We start from the raw sequence: 16,728 nt of genomic DNA, 5'->3' as shown, positions 1-16,728 counted from the left end.
AATCAAGTGACCGTTTCGGCTCTTCGCCCGTTATCCTTAAAAAGCCTGGTTAAAAGCTTCTGTAAATTGCCGCGGGGCCTTGATTGGTTGTCCTGACTTATTTGTGAAAGCGTGAATGCTGTAGCCAGTAGCGATCAGTTCGTTGTTTTTGTACAGTTCGTAGTCTAGACGGATTTTGGCGAACGGCTTTTCTTTCATAGTCGTCTTTATTGTGATGGTATCGTCATACTTTGCGGGACGCCGATACTTCATTTGGATCTCGACTACGGGGAGGAAAAAACCGGATTGTTCGATCGATGAGTAGGAAACGCCAGTTTCTTTCAAGAGGTTCGTTCTTCCAAGCTCAAGCCAGGGTAGGTAGCTTGCGTGGTATACAATCCCCATCATATCGGTTTCCGAGTAGCGAACTTCAATCGTGGATACACTGGTTATCATTGGATAGGGTTTTTATTTCGTGCGTATTAGAGAATTTAGGAATTGGCCCTACATAACGATGTCGTTGTAGAGCTCATTTGCAATTTGATTCCAACTGAAGCGTTGTGACCAAATCCTTCCGTGATTTCCCATGTTTTCCCGAAGAGCCGGATCTTGAACCAATCGATTGAAGGCCTCTGTTAAGGCTTCTTGATCATGCGGTTTCACCAGAATGCCGTTATTCATATGGGATACAGCTTCGGAAACGCCCCCAACGCGATGGGCAACAATAGGAAGGCCGAAAGCAGCGGCTTCCAAGTAGACCAGACCATAGCCCTCGACGCTTTTCCGGAAATATACGCTGTTTAGTGCGAAAATGTCGGCTTTTGCATAAAGCTCTTGCAGTTTCTCGCCGGAAACGTCGCCAAAAAACTTAACTCGGAATCCCGCTTCTTTTGCTTTGTGCTTCAGTTCTTCACCATATCTGAATTTGCCTCCCGAACCGACGACCCAGAATTCGATTATCTGACGTGTCGATTCGGGTAACCTCTTGAGGGCATCTATGGTATCAGCTTGCCCCTTTCGGGGATGGAGGCGACCCACTGTTAGTATGATGAGAGGGCCAGTGATATTGCTTTCCTTAATTTCGGGGACGCGAAAGTCGGACTTCAGGGCTCCGGGGATTACAAGTATTTTGGGTATCGATTCGGGAAAGTATCGCTCGAGAAGGGATCTCGAATATCTGGACAATACATGAATGCGGTCGCACCTCTTTATAATTTTGTTTATCAGTGCCTTAGTGAAAGGCTTCCCTGCAAATCGGATGATTTCCGAACCATGAAAGGTGAGTACAAGTCGGTGGGGCTTCAAGGATCTGAAATACTGGATGTAGCGCGTTGCTAGAATGGGTCCAGGGTCGGTCAGATGGACGATCGAGTTTCTAATCGCTCCACGGTTTCTTTGCCACTCTCGGGCGAGCTTTAACTGGCAGAGCAAGTCTTGCGATCCTTTTAAATCCAGTTGTCTTACGTGGAACGGGAAGTTGTGGTTGGCGATTGATTCAGACTTCGGAGCCCAGACTTCAATTTCTCGCCCGTTGCTTGCAGCCCCTCGCGCGATTTCTTCAGAGTATGTAGCGATTCCACCCCTTTTTGGGAAAAACTCGTGTGAAATAAGAAGGATGGGAGGACTGGAAGCGATACTCATAGGCCAGTGAGGCGGATTCGAACAACCATTAAGGAAGCAATTGAAGGGATAAGCGGTTCACAAGACCTAAATAGAACAGTCTAGCTGGTAGGCCCTAGCTCAGGTGGACTGCCTCCATGTGCGGTATGAGCCCAATACCCCAAGGCAAGGTATGGCTGGGCCAATTTCTATTTTAAAGAGCCATGTTTAGGATTTACAAACCTGCCACTGCGACCTTTGCTATCCTTAACAATGTCAGACCAGACAATTACTAGGGAAAAAATCGCAGGATCGCCAACTTCCGGGAGCGAGGCGTTGCTGAGGGAGACTTTAAAACGGTGCTCTTCGGCTACGTTGGAGGCCGCTTTGAATTACCGAACCACGAAAGACAGTGCCTTTGTACCTGTGATCGTTTTGGGGATCGTGGAGCGATTTCTTGATCCTGAAGCCGTGGGTAAGCTCAGAAGCGGCGACGATTCAATCCAATTTATGGAAGATTTGGGGATGGATTCGTTGACCATGATAGAAGCCATAATGATGGTAGAAGAGTCCCTTGGTGTATCGGTCAAAAATGACGAGCTGATGAATCTGAGATCGATTGGTGATTTGAAATCGTTCATAGAGGAGAAGTTAACGGGAATTTCAAAGGGAGGCAAGAGTGAGTTCTATTCGATCGAGCAGGTGGCGGCAGTGATGCCGCAGCAAGAGCCCTTTTTGTTTTTGGAGCAGGTAAACTTGTCAGATCGAGATGCGGTTGGACGGTATACAATTTCGGGTCGAGAGCAATTTCTTGAGGGACACTTCAAAGGGAACCCCGTATTTCCTGCTTCCATAATGCTAGAGTCTTTAGGACAGCTCGCCGTCTTTTCGTTATTAAAGAAGGCTCCAGAAGAAATTCAGTCTGCCATTGATTCTACAGAAGTTTACTTTACCGGAGCGGACGGCGTCCGTTGCTATCGGGTGTGCAAACCGGGTGACATACTCGATCTAAGCGTCAAATTGAAACGGGCAAGAACTCCCTTGGCGGTTTTTTCGGGGCAAATTACGGTAAATGGGGAAAAAACGGTTGTCGCAGAGGAAATTACTTTGGCGTTCAAGCCTTTGGAGCTAACGGCAAACGGCTCGGGCAATGGAGCTACCCCGTCATCAGAATTGAACGGCAACGCTTACTCAAGTAACGGAACCCATTAAAGGTTAGTCCAATGTTCCAAGGGACTTTTGCCCCACCCCGGTTTTTTTGGAAGACCGGATTGGCTGTCTCGTATGAGAGGGCTTTGTTTAAAGTCTGGACTTCATTGCCGCTTGGGCCTGTTTTATTTTTGATCTGAAGATTAAGCGAGGCTACTTACGGATGGAACTAAAGCGAGTATTCATAACAGGGGTTGGGGTAATCAGTGGCATCGGCAATGACGTGGAGATTGTCTCTGAAAATCTTAGAAAGCTTAAGCATGGATTTAGCTCATTTCCTGTGTATCCCCCTTTTGAAGACGATCCGCGGAACGCTGTAAAACTGATTTCGGCTCCAAAAGGATTTGAAGTTGATTCGTTAGACTCTGAAGATTGGACCTATCCCGATCGATATAAGATTCGGAGAGAAGAATTACGTGGTCTAGCGCCGCATGGTGTCTACGTCTATTGTGCAATGAAGCAGGCCATTGAAGATGCGTCTCTTTCTGATTTAGACGTATCAAATAGCGAAACTGGGATCTATACGGCATCGGCGGGTTCGACGCGGATGGTTTACAACAACATGAAGCGTATGCGGGAAGTGGGTCCCATGCGCTGTTCTCCCACAGGAATCGTTTCTTCCATCTCCGGGACCTTGAGTTTCAACCTGGTCGCCTGCTTTAAGATTATGGGCAATTCGTGTGGGTTTTCATCTGCCTGCGCCTCTTCTGGGCACGCTCTGGGATACGCCTTTGATGACATCGCTTCTGGAAGGCAAAATCGAATGTTTGTTGCTGCGGGTGAGGACGTAAACTACGAAAGTGTCGTGCCTTTTACCGGTATGAGGGCGTTGTCTTTGGAGAGTAAACCCGAGAGGGCGTCTTGTCCGTTTGACCAAGAGCGAAATGGCTTTGTTAGCGCTGGAGGTGGAGCGGTCCTTGTTCTTGAAAGTGAAGACGAAGTTGGGCGTAGGGGCGTCAAACCTTACGCAGAGTTGCTCGGATGGGGACAGGCAAGCGATGGCCACAATGTCGCAATCTCGCATCCTGGAGGCGTAGGCTTGGTTAGGGCGATTGAGAACGCTCTCCGAACGGCCGGGATCACAGCAAGCGAGATTGACTATGTTAATGCCCACGCAACCTCAACGCTTATTGGGGACGCTAGCGAAGGGAAAGCTTTGGATGCCATATTTTCGTCCAAGCGCTTAAGCCCAAGAATTAGTAGTACAAAAGCGATTACAGGACATGGGCTCAGTCTCGCCAGTGCCCTGGAAACAGTTCTCGTCAGCATTGCCATAAAAGAGGGCTTCACTCCGGGTTCCGCCCATATCAAAAACTTGGATCCTAAGTTTGAGGCGTTGAACGTTATTCGTAGGACCGAGACAGTGGCCCCGAATATTGCGCTGAGCAATAGCAGCGGTTTTGGAGGCTCTAATGTGGTGCTGATTCTCAAGAAACCTTGAGTAAGTCTGGTTCGGTATAGAATTTCAATTAGTCGGTCGCTTCTCTGCGCGTATGTGGGTGAGAAAGCTCTGGCACCGCAGTTAGTGCACGACGAGCCGCGTTTGTTGAGCGGATTGACCGGCAGGTCGGGTCGTCGTGCCCTACCTTTACGACTTACCAAATGAAAAATAGGCTAGAGGGTGAGCCTCTCCTTTAGTCTAGTGCTTCGAGACTTTGAATCCGCATTGTTTGTCGCCATGGCATAAGCTGCCGGGTCCCCCACGATTATGACTTTTTTCTTTCCGCGTGTTATAGCTGTATAGATTAGATTTCGTTGAAGCATCATGAAGTGAGCCTTTAGTAAAGGAATAATAACTACAGGATATTCACTGCCTTGAGACTTATGGATACTCACTGCATAGGCGAGCGATAGATCGATGAGGTCCGGCTTTTCGTAGTCCACTACATTGCCGTCAAAGTCTACCTTTACAATTCCATTAATTCCATCGATGGATCTGATGATTCCGATATCACCGTTGAATATGCTCTTGTCGTAGTTGTTTCGAGTTTGAATGACCTTGTCACCCCGTTTGTACGTTAAAAAACCAAAAGGCATAGACTCGGTTTCGGAATTCAGGGACGCTTGCAAGAGGGTATTCAAATTCCCAACTCCCGCTTCTCCTTTATGCATGGGGGCCAGAGTCTGGGCGTCGTTTATGGGATCTAAGCCTAGCGTACCTCTGACGAAGTGGGTGAATACCTTGAGGATCTTCTCGGAGCACTCTGATTGGTTTGAAGCGGCTAAGAACTGGAAGTCTTTATTTTCCACGAGATCGCGAGCGGATTCTACAGTTGCAGGTATTGAAACCTGCCCCTGGTTGATAGCGTGGGCGTAATGTACGATACTGCTCCGCTCAGCTTGCCGAAAAACTTGATCTAGGCGAGTCACAGGAATTCGATTTGAACCGATCAGGTCTTTGAGCACGTTTCCCGCTCCGACAGAGGGAAGCTGGTCTATGTCTCCGACAAGAACCAGATGGCTATCCGTTTGAATGGCTTGGAAAAGGCTAGCGGCAAGTCGTGTATCCAACATGGACGCCTCGTCGACGATTACGAAGTCGGCACTGAGTGGTTTCGACTCGTTGACCGTAAAAGAACCTTCCGCGGGGTCGAACTTTAATAAACGATGGATGGTTTGTCCGAAAGCTCCCGTCGTTTCCGACAAGCGTTGGGCCGCTCGCCCGGTAGGGGCAGCCAGAAGCACCCGAACCTTCTTTGCTTTGAGAATACTTACAACAGCGCGAAGAATCGTTGTTTTTCCGGTTCCAGGTCCACCGGTTAATATTGAGAGTTTGTGAGACAATACCATGGATATGGCTTCCCCTTGGCGTTCTCCAAATTCAAAACCGGCTTTATCCTGCACCCACTCAACTGCTTTCTGGCGTTTGATAGGAGGAAGGCAGCTGGGTTGGCTCTGAATACGGATAACGGATTGGGCAATTTGTTCCTCAGCTCGATGATTGAACGGAAGCTGCCAGTAGGTGGTTAAGCCCTCGGGCTCAAATTTAGAAAGTATACGATTGGTAAATACACGTTCCAGTCCTGCTTTGGCTACCGCTTTGTCAATTTCCAATTTCTCGACTGCGGTCTCGATGAGTTCGTTCTCTGGAAATGCAGTGTTGCCTTCGTCTTGCAGCTCTTGCATGACAAATTCTAAGCCCGCGTCTACGCGCTGCGGACTGTCGTTGCCAATCCCCATATTGATAGCGATGCGATCGCAGGTTTTGAAGCCAATACCTCGAATTTCTCGAGCAAGCTTATATGGGTTTTCCTTTATTTGATCGGCTGCAACAAAACCAAATTCGTTATAGATCTTAAGTATTTGAGACGGCGATACCCCATAAGGAGTGAGGAAAAGGGAAAGGTCCCTGATATGGCTCTGCTCGTCCCAAGCTTCTTTAATTGAACTAGCTCTTTGTTTTCCAATCCCATCCACCTCTTGTAGTCGGGCGGATTCTTCGGAAATAACCTTGAGCGTAGATTCACCGAATCGGTCTACGATTCTCTCTGCTAGGCCTTTGGATATTCCCTTTACTAGGCCGCTTCCAAGGTACTTGCGAATTCCAAAAACGCTGGCCGGGAGTTCGGATTCAAACTGAGTTGCTTTGAATTGAGGACCATGGGCAGGGTGCCGGGACCAATCTCCTGTAACCTTTAAGGTTTCGCCACATTGCACGCCTGGAAATTTGCCGACGATCGTGACCGCGTTCTTTGCGTTTTCAGGTCTAAGATTAGCAATCAAGTAGCCGTCTTCATCATTCGAATACTTGATGCGCTCGAGTACACCCTTGAGGGTTTCACTGGATGTTGATTGAGACACAAACTAACTAAAGTGACTATCTGCAATTTCTTGCAAGCTCTCGAATACTTTATCGGCTCCCGCATCGATTAACTCTTGACTGGAGTGAGATCCGGTTGAAACGCAGTAGCTTGTCATCCCGATGCAATGAGCCGATTCAATATCAAAGGGCGAGTCACCGATCAAAATCGCCTTTTCGGGCTTTGCGTCGAGGCGATCGAGAGCAATACTCGATAGTTCTGGCTCAGGTTTTCTGTAATGGGTATCGTGGGCTCCGAGAATTAATGAAAACGAATCGGACAAGCCGAGCGATTCGATTATATTCCTCGTATGTATTCCGCTCTTGTTGGTAAACACCGCAGCTTTAATGTCGTGCTGGTTAACGGCCTGAATCAGATCCCTCGCACCTGGTAGCAGAACGACTCCTTCCAGGTGAATCTCGTCGAACTTTTCTTTCCACAATTTCATGGCCGCTTCCAATTCAGTGTCGGCGAAGAAACTGCGAATGGTAACGGGCATTGAACCTCCAACCGCTCTTTTAACAGCATCATAGGTCGGAGCTGGTCTCCCCAGTTTCTCTGCAGCATACTTGTAGCAGCGATAGATGGTCTCGAAATGATCAACAAGGGTACCGTCCATATCAAAGAGAACCGCCTGCAGATCGCGTAAACTAGTGTTATTTGCCATTCAGATCGTGGGTTGGGAGAATCTGCATTTGCCAGTGACAGTGGCTTGGCAAACCAATTCAATCTTTATTTCCATATCCAGAAGTGTTGCTCTCTTGACACGGGAATATTGAGCTTTCCATGAGGAACTTTGCTGAAAATAGCGACAGACGGATTTTGAAAAGCCCTTGTTTCCATGTGTTCCTGGTTGGATGTGAATAACTCGAGAGTAACTAAGTAAATTCCGCTCTAGCAAGGGGTTTAGTGGCATCGGTGTTACCTGATTGTGCCAAAGCAGCCGATTGAGAATTGTAAAAAGTAGAATCAGAGATGGGCGACGCTGTTTTTCAGGGAGAAATTTGGACTATTTGGAGACAGAAGAATATCAAGATGAAGCAGAGATTGGAGAATTGAGCCAGATACTTATTTTGAATTTTGTAAGTGTTTGTAAGTCATATATTAGTAATAGATTGAAAGAACCTGTTTCGATACAGAAGAACTGTACCACTGACTTGTTAATTTTGAATATATCTCTCTTTCTGGTACTTTGACCTCTGAAATTTAGCCTCAAAAAGCGAGTTAAGGCCGATTTTTTACATATTTAGGCATAATATCGCTTCCATACCTTCGGATTTGTGCTGAATATCCTATAAATCAGCAACGGGCTGGAGAAATTGTGAAGAAACCTAGCAAAAGGGGATTTGTAGCAGGTATTTACGGGTTATGGACCACGAAAACGGGTCTTTAGAATCGATGAGAATCGCGGTCGTGGGATCTGGGGCCGTTGGGCTATATTATGGAAGTCGACTGCAAAAGGCGGGTGAAGACATACGCTATCTTTTACGAAGTGACTATGACGCGGTACAGCGAAATGGAATCAGAACTAGAGCTCGTGACAGTCATTTTCAGTTGAACGATGTAAAAGCTTATCGGAACTCACAGGATATCGGAAAGGTGGACCTAGTGATTGTGGCGGTGAAAGCGGTATCGAACAGGTTCCTGCCAGAACTGCTTCGACCCATTCTCGCACCGGAGACGGCGATTCTGAGTCTGCAAAATGGGCTTGGGAACATCGAGTTTCTCAGAAAGTACTTCCCGGACAATCCACTCTTTTGCGGAACCTGCTATATTTGCCTTAATAGAGTAGAGCCAGGTGTTGTGGAAAATTTCCTGTTAGGGTCCATCGTCCTCTCACAAGAGGGAAAGGCGAGTTCAAGTAAGTTGAAGACAATCGGTGAAATGCTGAATAGGGCACGACTAAATTGTCGGATTTCCCCCAACATTGACCAGATGCGATGGGAAAAGCTGCTCTGGATCGTGCCATTCAATGGATTGTCCATCGTCGCGGGAAAAATTACCACTGATTTGATTCTTGCGGACGAGGGACTCAATCGATTGGCGAGAGGTCTTATGGAAGAATTATTGGGAGCATCTTCCGCCTTGGGTTTGAGCATCGATCGTAAACTTGTTGAGCGACAATTCGAAATTACGAAGTCGTTGGGTGAATACAGTCCGTCAAGCTTGTTAGACTTTCTCGCCGGCAGAAGCGTGGAAGTGGAGGCGATCTGGGGAGAGCCCCTACGGCAGGGCTTAAAGGTCGGTCAAGACATGCCAAAGCTGGAGACGCTTTATCGTCTGCTGCGAATTACCTGCTGCGACCAACAATTCTAATCCCTGCGGATTCAAACTGTGGCGGCTATCGGTCGATCGTGTTTTAGCAGGGAAACCGTATCTGGAATATCTTTAATGATCTGGCTCGGCATCGGACCGACCCCTAAATAGCGGAGATTAGGTAAAGAAGGGGGCCAATCTTGGCCCAAAAAGGCAGAGTCGAGTACACTTCGAACCATCCCTGCGACGTAGGCCTTCGCTTCAGTGGGCAGCTCCGCAAATGTTCGAGCTTTCGAGATGTCGGAATCCCAGCCAGCATATTCTTGATAGACCGGTACGAGCGTTCTTCTAAAAGTCTCGTCGCGCGGGACTCTATTGACGCGATTTCCGTTTTCGTCTTGGTAGGCGATGCAGATCTTCAGGTTGCCCTTCCAGTTGGAGTCATGACCCAGAGCGTCTATCTTGTTGATCATGAGGTCATCGTATCCGCCGTATCGCAAGGTGTCCGCTTTTTCCACGGCATCGTACCAACCCACCTTTCGTTGACGTCCCGTTGAGGTTCCGAATTCAATTCGTTTTAGCCGGTCGAACAGGGGGTGGGGCTCATCTACTTGTGTGATGAAAACGTGGGTGCCCACTTTGGTGTCATAAGCTTTTGCCACTCCAAAAACATGTAGCGGTTGAACGGGAATACAGGCGGAGTTAAAGAACTCGGGAGCGTAGGTGTGCGAGGCCGAGACGTTGGGTGAAAACCCTTGCCGTTTATCGAGCCAGTAAGCTTGGCCGTATTCTCCGATGACGTACTTCCCAGACACTTCGGCCTTTCTGACTATCTCTCGTACGTCTGCGATGTTGTCTTTCAGCGATTGTCCGGCATCCCAGTAGACATTGATTAATTCATCCATATTGAGCGTGAAGGGGGCGCTCCCCTTGAAGCGGCTAAAATCAAATTCCCTTTTCTCGAACAGACCTGCTTCAATCGCATCGGCATTTGCTCGAGTCTCGGCTTGGGTTAACGAATCAAAGAATCCATTCCATGCTTCTTCCGATGCCTGGCAAACATGCTGTATTGTCGAGCAAGCGCGCAACGCCTTTTGGGAAAGCTTTGAATGATAGCGGTCTTTTCCACAAAGAAAGTCGCAGTAGAAAATTTGGAATTGGCTAACTTCATCGACGTAGGATGGCGTAATTCCTCTTCCTGTGCTTCCGCGGGGTTCTTCATTTATCAGATTCACCCGGTACCATTCCCATGCGAGATCGAGTAGTCGATGAGTGAGATCCGAAACCATTGTTCGCTCATCGATGACCAGTCGCTCTGTGACCCGGTAGCCATTGGCGTCGACCGGTTTTAATTCCCACAAAAACTTGCGAGGATCTGCGACGACTCCTGCTCCGATGGCCAGGAACGTCACCGATTGGTCGACAACCCCTGCGGGAAGAAGATTGAGTTTCAATCCACCAGCAGTGTGTCCCGAATTGGCTCCCCCGTTGATTTTGATGACAACCTCCACGGGCGACGATTCACCTGTGTCGATGCGAAGTTCTTCGATGACTTCGGATATGAGGCGGCCCTTGCCTTCATCACCCATGCTTATGCCGCAATCCGCTATTAATCTGCTCTTAAATTTTGTGAGTGCCATTGTAGATTTTAGATTTGGAGGTGCCTTAATCCTCTCCTCTCGCCAAACGGTATAAGGTGCCACCGATGTTGACTCGATTCCAGCCTTTGCCGATCCGACATCTGAATAGTTGAGATCGGCGCAAGTAACGGTTGAAGTTTAGAGGGGCGTCAATCGCTCCCTTTGCGGGAGAGGCAAACTAGCTGCGCTTTGCTACCTCGATCACATCATGCGGAGCGGACTCCTTCATCCCGGCAGAACTAATTCTAACGAAGCGGGCTTTATCCCTTAGTTCTTCTAGGTTTTTGGCACCATTGTAACCCATCCCAGCCTGAAGCCCTCCCGACATCTCTGCCAAAATGTTCAACACGGATCCGCGAACCTCTTTCATTCCTTCAACCCCTTCTGCGGTCAGTTTTCGTGCTGTGTCTTTTTTGAGATGTCCGTAGCGAGCAGCTGAGCCTTTTTTCATCGCGCTCAGGCTACCCATTCCTCGATATTCCTTATAGAGCTTGTTGTTTATCTCGATAATTTCCCCGGGTGCCTCTGGGCTTCCGGCGAGGAGTCCTCCGAGCATTACCGAATCTGCAAGAGTCATGGCTTTAACGATATCGCCTGACTTGGTGATTCCCCCGTCCGCGATTATACGAACGCCTTTCTTTTCTGCGCCCCGGGAAGCATTGTAAAGGGCGGAGAGTTGAGGAATGCCAACGCCGGCCACGACTCGCGTCGTGCAAATGGAGCCTGGCCCTTGGCCGACTTTGATCGCATCCGCGCCGCAGTCGGCTAAGTACTCTACGCCGCTACCAGAGGTTACATTGCCGGCGATGATGGTAAGATCTGGAAATTCGCTTCGCAGCAATTTGACCACTTGCCCGATGCCCGTGCTGTGGCCGTGCGCTGCAGAGACAGCGACTGCATCCACTCTTTCGTTACAGAGATTGGTGACGTGCTCAAGGATGGCATCTTTGTCTAGCGAGCCGTCTTTTTTCCAGACGGTAGAAATCGCAGCGCCTACCAACAGGCGGAAGTCCGAATCGCGGGCGGGCTTTAGAACGCTCTGCTTTTCTGCATTGATCCGCTCGATGTCTGAAATACTAACGAGCCCTTTTAGGTGATGGGCATCGTCGACAACGAGAAGCTTGTTGATGCCAAGGTGTTTGCTGAAAAATTTGTCGGCTACATCGATAGGATTCGGCTTGATATCGTTCTCATGAAGAGTCAGCACCGTCGAGGCGGGATCCATGGCTTCAGCCACTTTTATATGCCCGTACCGAGCTTTGACAACGCGGCTGCCAAGTAGGCCAACGAGCTTACCGTCCTTTTCGGTGACGGGAAACGTGCGAAACTTGTAGCCCTTTTCATCGATCATTTCGATTACGTCGCCGATGTATTGCTCGGGCTGGACCGTTATGGGATTGGGAAGCAGACCGTTGATGTGGTACTTGACCCTTGTTACCTGAGAGACTTGTTCCCGATAAGGCATATTGTAATGGATGATCCCCATGCCGCCGCTGGTTGCCATAGCGATTGCCATCCGGTATTCGGTGACCGTGTCCATGTCAGATGAGATGATCGGGATGTTTAGCTTGATTTGGTCCGATAGGCTCGTCTCTAATTTCGTGTCCCTTGGGAGAACCTCACTGTAGTTGGTGGCGAGTGAAATATCGTCGTACGTGAGTGCGGTTTCTTTTTGCTCGTTGAAAAACGCAGAGGCGCTTTTGTAGAAAAGGTTTTCGTCAAAGATTTCTTTGCTCGGGCTGGTCATAGTCCCTCTTAGAGAGACTGAATTGGGGAATCAAGTATTTTGCGTTCATTAAAAGAAAAAAGGTGGCGTAATAGCGAACCGATGGATTGAGTCGCAACCCATGGTTGATTTTGAGTTCAAGGCATACCGGAGATCATTTGCCGATCCATACTCTACGGCGACGGACTCTTTGCCGAAACGGGCGGGGATTCTCATTCGGTTGCGAGATAAGGACGGGCAAACTGGTTTTGGGGAGATCGCTCCAATAGAGTCGTTTGGGTCGGAATCGCTGGTCTCAGCTTTGGCAGTGTGCTCTCAATTAGAGGGAGAAATTGAATACGAGAAAGTCTCGGATCAAGTCATTGACTATCCTTGTGTCCGATTCGGACTGGAGGCAGCGCTAGCAATGATAGGGAGGGATCCGCTTTGGCCGGAGTTCTCTGAACGAATAGAAGTTTCCGGACTTTTGCCAGATATCGGAGATAGGGGGAGAATCGAAAAACTAGTAGGGGATGGTTATTCGTGCTTGAAGCTCAAATTAGGCAAGCAAGACTTCACCCTAGAGAGGCGGGCATTGGAGGAGATCGTTGAATTGACGGAGGGCTCTATTCGTTTGCGACTCGATGCGAATGGGGGCTTTAATTTGAAGTTGACCAGGACGTGGCTTGAAAGCTTGGAAGGTTTACCTGTAGAATTCTTCGAGCAACCGATGTCGAAAGGTGAGGAATTGACGATGCTTAAGCTAGGAAACGATTATCCCACCACCATCGCGTTGGACGAATCTGTAGTGCGGGTGGATGACTTAAAGCGTTGGAAAGACGAACATTGGCCGGGTTTGCTCGTTGTTAAACCGTCGTTAGCGGGATCCTATGCATCGCTCGTTGATGAACTGAAAACGGAAGATCCCAGTTCGCTCGTCTTTTCTAGTTCACTGGAAACTAAAATTGGAATGTCGCACGCTTTGTCAATTGCACTCGAATCGGGCCCCCTCAAAAGGGCTTTGGGTTTTGGAGTAGGTGGTTTGTTTGCGGATGAAGGAATTTCGATCGATCTCGGACCTTGCTTGGATTCGAATGGATTCCCTGAATTGGAAGAACTCGAAGAGTTGTGGAATCAAATATAGAAGAATTAGCAGATTTTAGCTTTAGCAAACACTCTTTACCCCAGTTTTTGGGTACATGGGAAGATGTCTCGGAAGGAGCTATTTCCCTAGTGAATAAATTGAGGGAGGAGGCGAAAGAAAGTCGTTTTAGCGTGGCTTTGCAAACTGCTGATCCACAAACGTTTTGCGCGGTTTTTTCCGCATTGGCTAGTCGCGAAACTGACCTCTTTTTGTTTAATCCAAGCTGGAGTCAGAGTGAGAATGAAATAGCTAGAAAAATTGCTCTCCCTCAGTGGGTCGTCGGTAATAGAAGCGATGGAACTATTGAAGTAATCACGGAGACATTCGATAAAAAGGGGAACGATGATCTCGAGAGTGGATTTCGAATGATGATTCCGACTGGGGGAACTTCAGGAAAGGTCCGATTTGCTATCCATTCTGATGCAACCCTGTTAGCATCGGTAAGAGCGTTTCAAGACTTCTTTGGAGTGGAGCGCATTTGCACCCATTGTGTTCTCCCATTGTATCACGTGAGTGGATTCATGCAATTAGTTCGCGTTATGGTGAGCGGAGGGGAAATCGTATTTGGATCGATTTCGAATTTCCACAAGAGTTACTCATCGCTCAGTGCAGAGTCTAAGAGCGGCTGCTTTGTCTCTCTAGTGCCTACGCAATTGCATCGATTGCTAAAGAGCGGGTCAGGAATAGATGCTCTAAGAAACTATCGAGCTATTTTTGTAGGGGGTGGAGCTATTTCGAAAGGCTTATTGGAATTGAGTCGAACCCACAAGCTGCATTTGGCGCCAACTTATGGGATGACGGAGACTGCGTCTATGGTGGCGACCTTGATGCCAGATTCATTTTTAATGGGAAAGTCGGGCCAGGGCTTTCCTCTGCCCCATGCTCAACTAGGAATCATTCCCCTAGACCAGCGGGTCGAGTCTAGACCTGAAGTCGGGCGTATTCTAATCAAGTCTGCTTCCTTGTTCTTGGGTTATTATAATGAAGACGAAAAGACTGGTGAGAGATACTTGACCAATGATTTGGGAACAATGGGACCCAGTGGCGAGTTGCTCGTTCATGGGCGTCTGGATCGCGTTATAATCTCTGGGGGTGAGAATATTAGTCTTATTGAAGTCGAAAAAGCCTTTTGGGAATCGGATCTACTTCAAGATGTCGTTGCGTTTGGTATTGAGGACCCGGAATGGGGAAGTAGACTGTGCGTGGCGTACGTGCCCAAGGACAAGGACTTGGGGGAGGAGGAATTTCTTGATCGCATGGCGAGACATTTGCCCAAGGTTAAGCTCCCGAAATCCTGGTTAAGGCTAAGCGCTTTGCCGCGGAACGAGGCAGGCAAAATCCTGTTGGATTCTATTGTGGAACGACTCAGGCAGGTTAACGAATGAAGAAGATGGTGTGGTTCATTACCTGACTCGGGATATGAATTCGAAATTTTCAACGTGCTATTTTAAAGTGCTCCACTAACGTCGATGGATGACAAAAAGGGAAATCGCAGATGTGCTGAACGACATTTCTACCTTGTTGGAGTTGAGGGGTGAGAATCCTTTCAAAATTCGTGCTTATTCTAATGGAGCGCGGAAGTTGGAGACGCTTGAAGAAGACTTGGATGAGCTAATCGCTGAGGGCAAGCTAGCGGACATTCAGGGTTTTGGTAAAGCGTTGGTCGAGAAAATAGAAACGCTCCACGCGGATGGGAAGCTCGAATTCTACGAGAAGCTCAAGGCCTCAGTCGAGCCAAGTATAGTATCCATGCTAGAGATACCGGGGCTAGGCGCGAAAAAGATCAAGGTCCTGAACGAGTCGATCGGTGTTTCCTCGATTGAAGAACTGCAGAAGGCCTGTGACGATAATCGAGTAGCGGAACTGAAGGGATTTGGCAAGAAATCTCAGGATAAAATCGTCGAAGGTATCAAGAATCGGGAGGCCTATGGGAAACGGCACTTGTGGTGGCGCGCTCGGGAAATTACAGCACCGATCTTAGATGGATTGCTGGCTTTGGAAGATGTGGAAAAGGCATCGCATGCCGGTAGTTTTCGAAGAAGGCGTGAACACGTTGGTGACTTGGATTTCATTGTGGCCTCATCCAATCCGGGCCCCGTTATGGATTGGTTTGTTTCCCAAAGCCATGTTAAGGAAGTTACAGCAAAAGGGGAAACGAAGGCGAGTGTGCGATTTGAGAGTGGGCTGCAGGCAGACCTCCGAGTAGTTCCGTCTAAGCAATATTGTTTCGCTTTGCATCATTTCACGGGTTCTAAGGATCACAACGTCCAGATGCGGCAGAGAGCCCTCGCCCGCGGCCTCAGTTTGAGCGAGTGGGGGTTGAAGCCGGTTGAGGCTGAGTCCTTCGAGGGCAGTCTTGAGGCAGAAAGCGAATCGGATCTGTTTATGCTCCTCGATTTGAAGTTTGTGCCTGCTGAGCTGAGAGAGGGTTTGGGGGAAATTGAAGCGGCGGAGGGGAAAGGCTTTCCACCGCTTTTGGAGGTCGAACAATTGTGCGGCGTGTTTCATAATCACACGACGGCCAGCGATGGTAGTGCGACTCTTGAGGAAATGACCTCTGCCGCTCAGGATCTTGGTTGGGAGTATTGGGGGGTTGCGGATCACTCGAAAGCGAGCTTTCAGGCAAACGGATTGGATGAGGAGCGACTTCTGAACCAGATTAGCCGTATCAAGGATCTCAATGCATCGAACAAATTTAGCACTCACGTTTTCTCGGGAAATGAATGCGATATCCTTCCGGACGGTTCCCTCGACCTGGACTCAGAGGTACTGATGAAGTTGGACTACGTTGTGGCCTCGGTTCATTCCTCTTTTTCTCAATCGGAAGCGGAGATGACGGCGCGGATAATCAAAGCAATTGAAAATCCGGCAACGACGATGCTGGGTCACTTGTCAGGGCGGCTTCTCCTGAAGCGAGAGGCTTACAAGTTAGATACACATAAGGTAATTGACGCTGCGATTGCGAATGGGGTGGTCATCGAATTAAACGCGAACCCCTATCGACTCGACATGGACTGGCGCTTTTGGAGGAAAGCGGCAGAGAAGGGGCTTCTAACTAGCATTAATCCCGACGCCCACTCGACGGATCACTTCGCCTTTGTCGAGTCAGGAGTCAATGTAGCGCGCAAAGGCTGGCTGACGGAAGACAATGTAATCAACACCAAGCCTCTAACAGAGGTTGTGAAGATACTCGCTGGCAAGCGCCTGCATCTTACCTGCTAGAAGCGGATTATCCGCAATTGTGTGCCATTCTAAGTGTCACAGTTCTGGGGAAGTGTGACACAAAGTGAGACATCTTGGCTGAAAGCAGGCGGATCCAGTCGAGTTGGGAATAACGGATATGAGTCATAAGTTACTGATTTACAGTGTCTAAAGTTTTAATAATGAGCAGTGGTA

The 16,728-nt window shown here is 48.5% G+C and carries 12 protein-coding genes; 6 read left to right on the top strand and 6 right to left on the bottom strand.

Annotated features, from left to right (window positions below; genetic code table 11):
* Positions 1-36: 36 nt before the first annotated feature.
* A complete protein-coding gene (locus tag GA004_RS14240; RefSeq protein ID WP_283394543.1) occupies positions 37-435 on the bottom strand; it encodes an acyl-CoA thioesterase in 399 nt (132 codons plus the stop codon).
* A 48-nt stretch (positions 436-483) separates the two neighbouring features.
* Positions 484-1,620: a glycosyltransferase family 4 protein gene (locus tag GA004_RS14235; RefSeq protein WP_283394542.1), complete on the bottom strand. Its 1,137-nt coding sequence runs from the start codon at positions 1,618-1,620 to the stop codon at positions 484-486.
* A 231-nt stretch (positions 1,621-1,851) separates the two neighbouring features.
* Between GA004_RS14235 and GA004_RS14230 the strand changes: the two genes are divergently transcribed.
* Together GA004_RS14230 and GA004_RS14225 are read left to right on the top strand one after the other, a co-directional pair.
* A complete protein-coding gene (locus tag GA004_RS14230) occupies positions 1,852-2,790 on the top strand; it encodes a phosphopantetheine-binding protein (protein ID WP_283394541.1) in 939 nt (312 codons plus the stop codon).
* Between the two features lie 160 nt (positions 2,791-2,950).
* Positions 2,951-4,228 (top strand): beta-ketoacyl-[acyl-carrier-protein] synthase family protein, encoded by a 1,278-nt coding sequence (locus GA004_RS14225; RefSeq protein WP_283394540.1) that lies wholly within the window; start codon positions 2,951-2,953, stop codon positions 4,226-4,228.
* Positions 4,229-4,401: 173 nt separating this feature from the next.
* Here GA004_RS14225 and recD2 read toward each other — a convergent pair whose 3' ends face one another.
* Together recD2 and GA004_RS14215 are read right to left on the bottom strand one after the other, a co-directional pair.
* Positions 4,402-6,588: an SF1B family DNA helicase RecD2 gene (gene recD2 / locus GA004_RS14220; protein WP_283394539.1), complete on the bottom strand. Its 2,187-nt coding sequence runs from the start codon at positions 6,586-6,588 to the stop codon at positions 4,402-4,404.
* 3 nt (positions 6,589-6,591) lie between these two features.
* The gene (locus GA004_RS14215; RefSeq protein ID WP_283394538.1) at positions 6,592-7,254 is read right to left on the bottom strand and encodes an HAD family hydrolase; all 663 of its coding nucleotides are present in this window, start codon (positions 7,252-7,254) and stop codon (positions 6,592-6,594) included.
* Positions 7,255-7,955: 701 nt separating this feature from the next.
* Between GA004_RS14215 and GA004_RS14210 the strand changes: the two genes are divergently transcribed.
* Positions 7,956-8,903, top strand: a complete 948-nt coding sequence (locus GA004_RS14210; RefSeq protein WP_283394537.1) for a 2-dehydropantoate 2-reductase — start codon at positions 7,956-7,958, stop codon at positions 8,901-8,903.
* Between the two features lie 11 nt (positions 8,904-8,914).
* Here the strand turns inward: GA004_RS14210 and GA004_RS14205 are convergent, their stop codons facing one another.
* Together GA004_RS14205 and guaB are read right to left on the bottom strand one after the other, a co-directional pair.
* Entirely contained in the window at positions 8,915-10,483 is a 1,569-nt protein-coding gene (locus GA004_RS14205) for an adenylosuccinate synthetase (RefSeq protein ID WP_283394536.1), read from the bottom strand.
* A 178-nt stretch (positions 10,484-10,661) separates the two neighbouring features.
* Entirely contained in the window at positions 10,662-12,230 is a 1,569-nt protein-coding gene (gene guaB, locus GA004_RS14200) for an IMP dehydrogenase (RefSeq protein WP_283394535.1), read from the bottom strand.
* Positions 12,231-12,330: 100 nt separating this feature from the next.
* Between guaB and menC the strand changes: the two genes are divergently transcribed.
* From menC to polX, 3 genes are all read left to right on the top strand, one after another.
* A complete protein-coding gene (gene menC / locus GA004_RS14195; protein ID WP_283394534.1) occupies positions 12,331-13,332 on the top strand; it encodes an o-succinylbenzoate synthase in 1,002 nt (333 codons plus the stop codon).
* Complete coding sequence (locus tag GA004_RS14190; protein WP_283394533.1) at positions 13,317-14,717, top strand: AMP-binding protein; 1,401 nt, start codon at positions 13,317-13,319, stop codon at positions 14,715-14,717. The genes menC and GA004_RS14190 overlap by 16 nt, the downstream gene beginning before the upstream one ends.
* Positions 14,718-14,805: 88 nt before the next feature.
* Positions 14,806-16,554: a DNA polymerase/3'-5' exonuclease PolX gene (polX, locus tag GA004_RS14185; RefSeq protein ID WP_283394532.1), complete on the top strand. Its 1,749-nt coding sequence runs from the start codon at positions 14,806-14,808 to the stop codon at positions 16,552-16,554.
* Positions 16,555-16,728: the final 174 nt, after the last annotated feature.

It is taken from the genome of Candidatus Pelagisphaera phototrophica, assembly GCF_014529625.1.
Taxonomy (GTDB): domain Bacteria; phylum Verrucomicrobiota; class Verrucomicrobiia; order Opitutales; family Opitutaceae; genus Pelagisphaera; species Pelagisphaera phototrophica.
The sequence above is the reverse complement of the archived record's forward strand: the minus strand, read 5'-3'. Positions and strand labels throughout refer to the sequence as shown.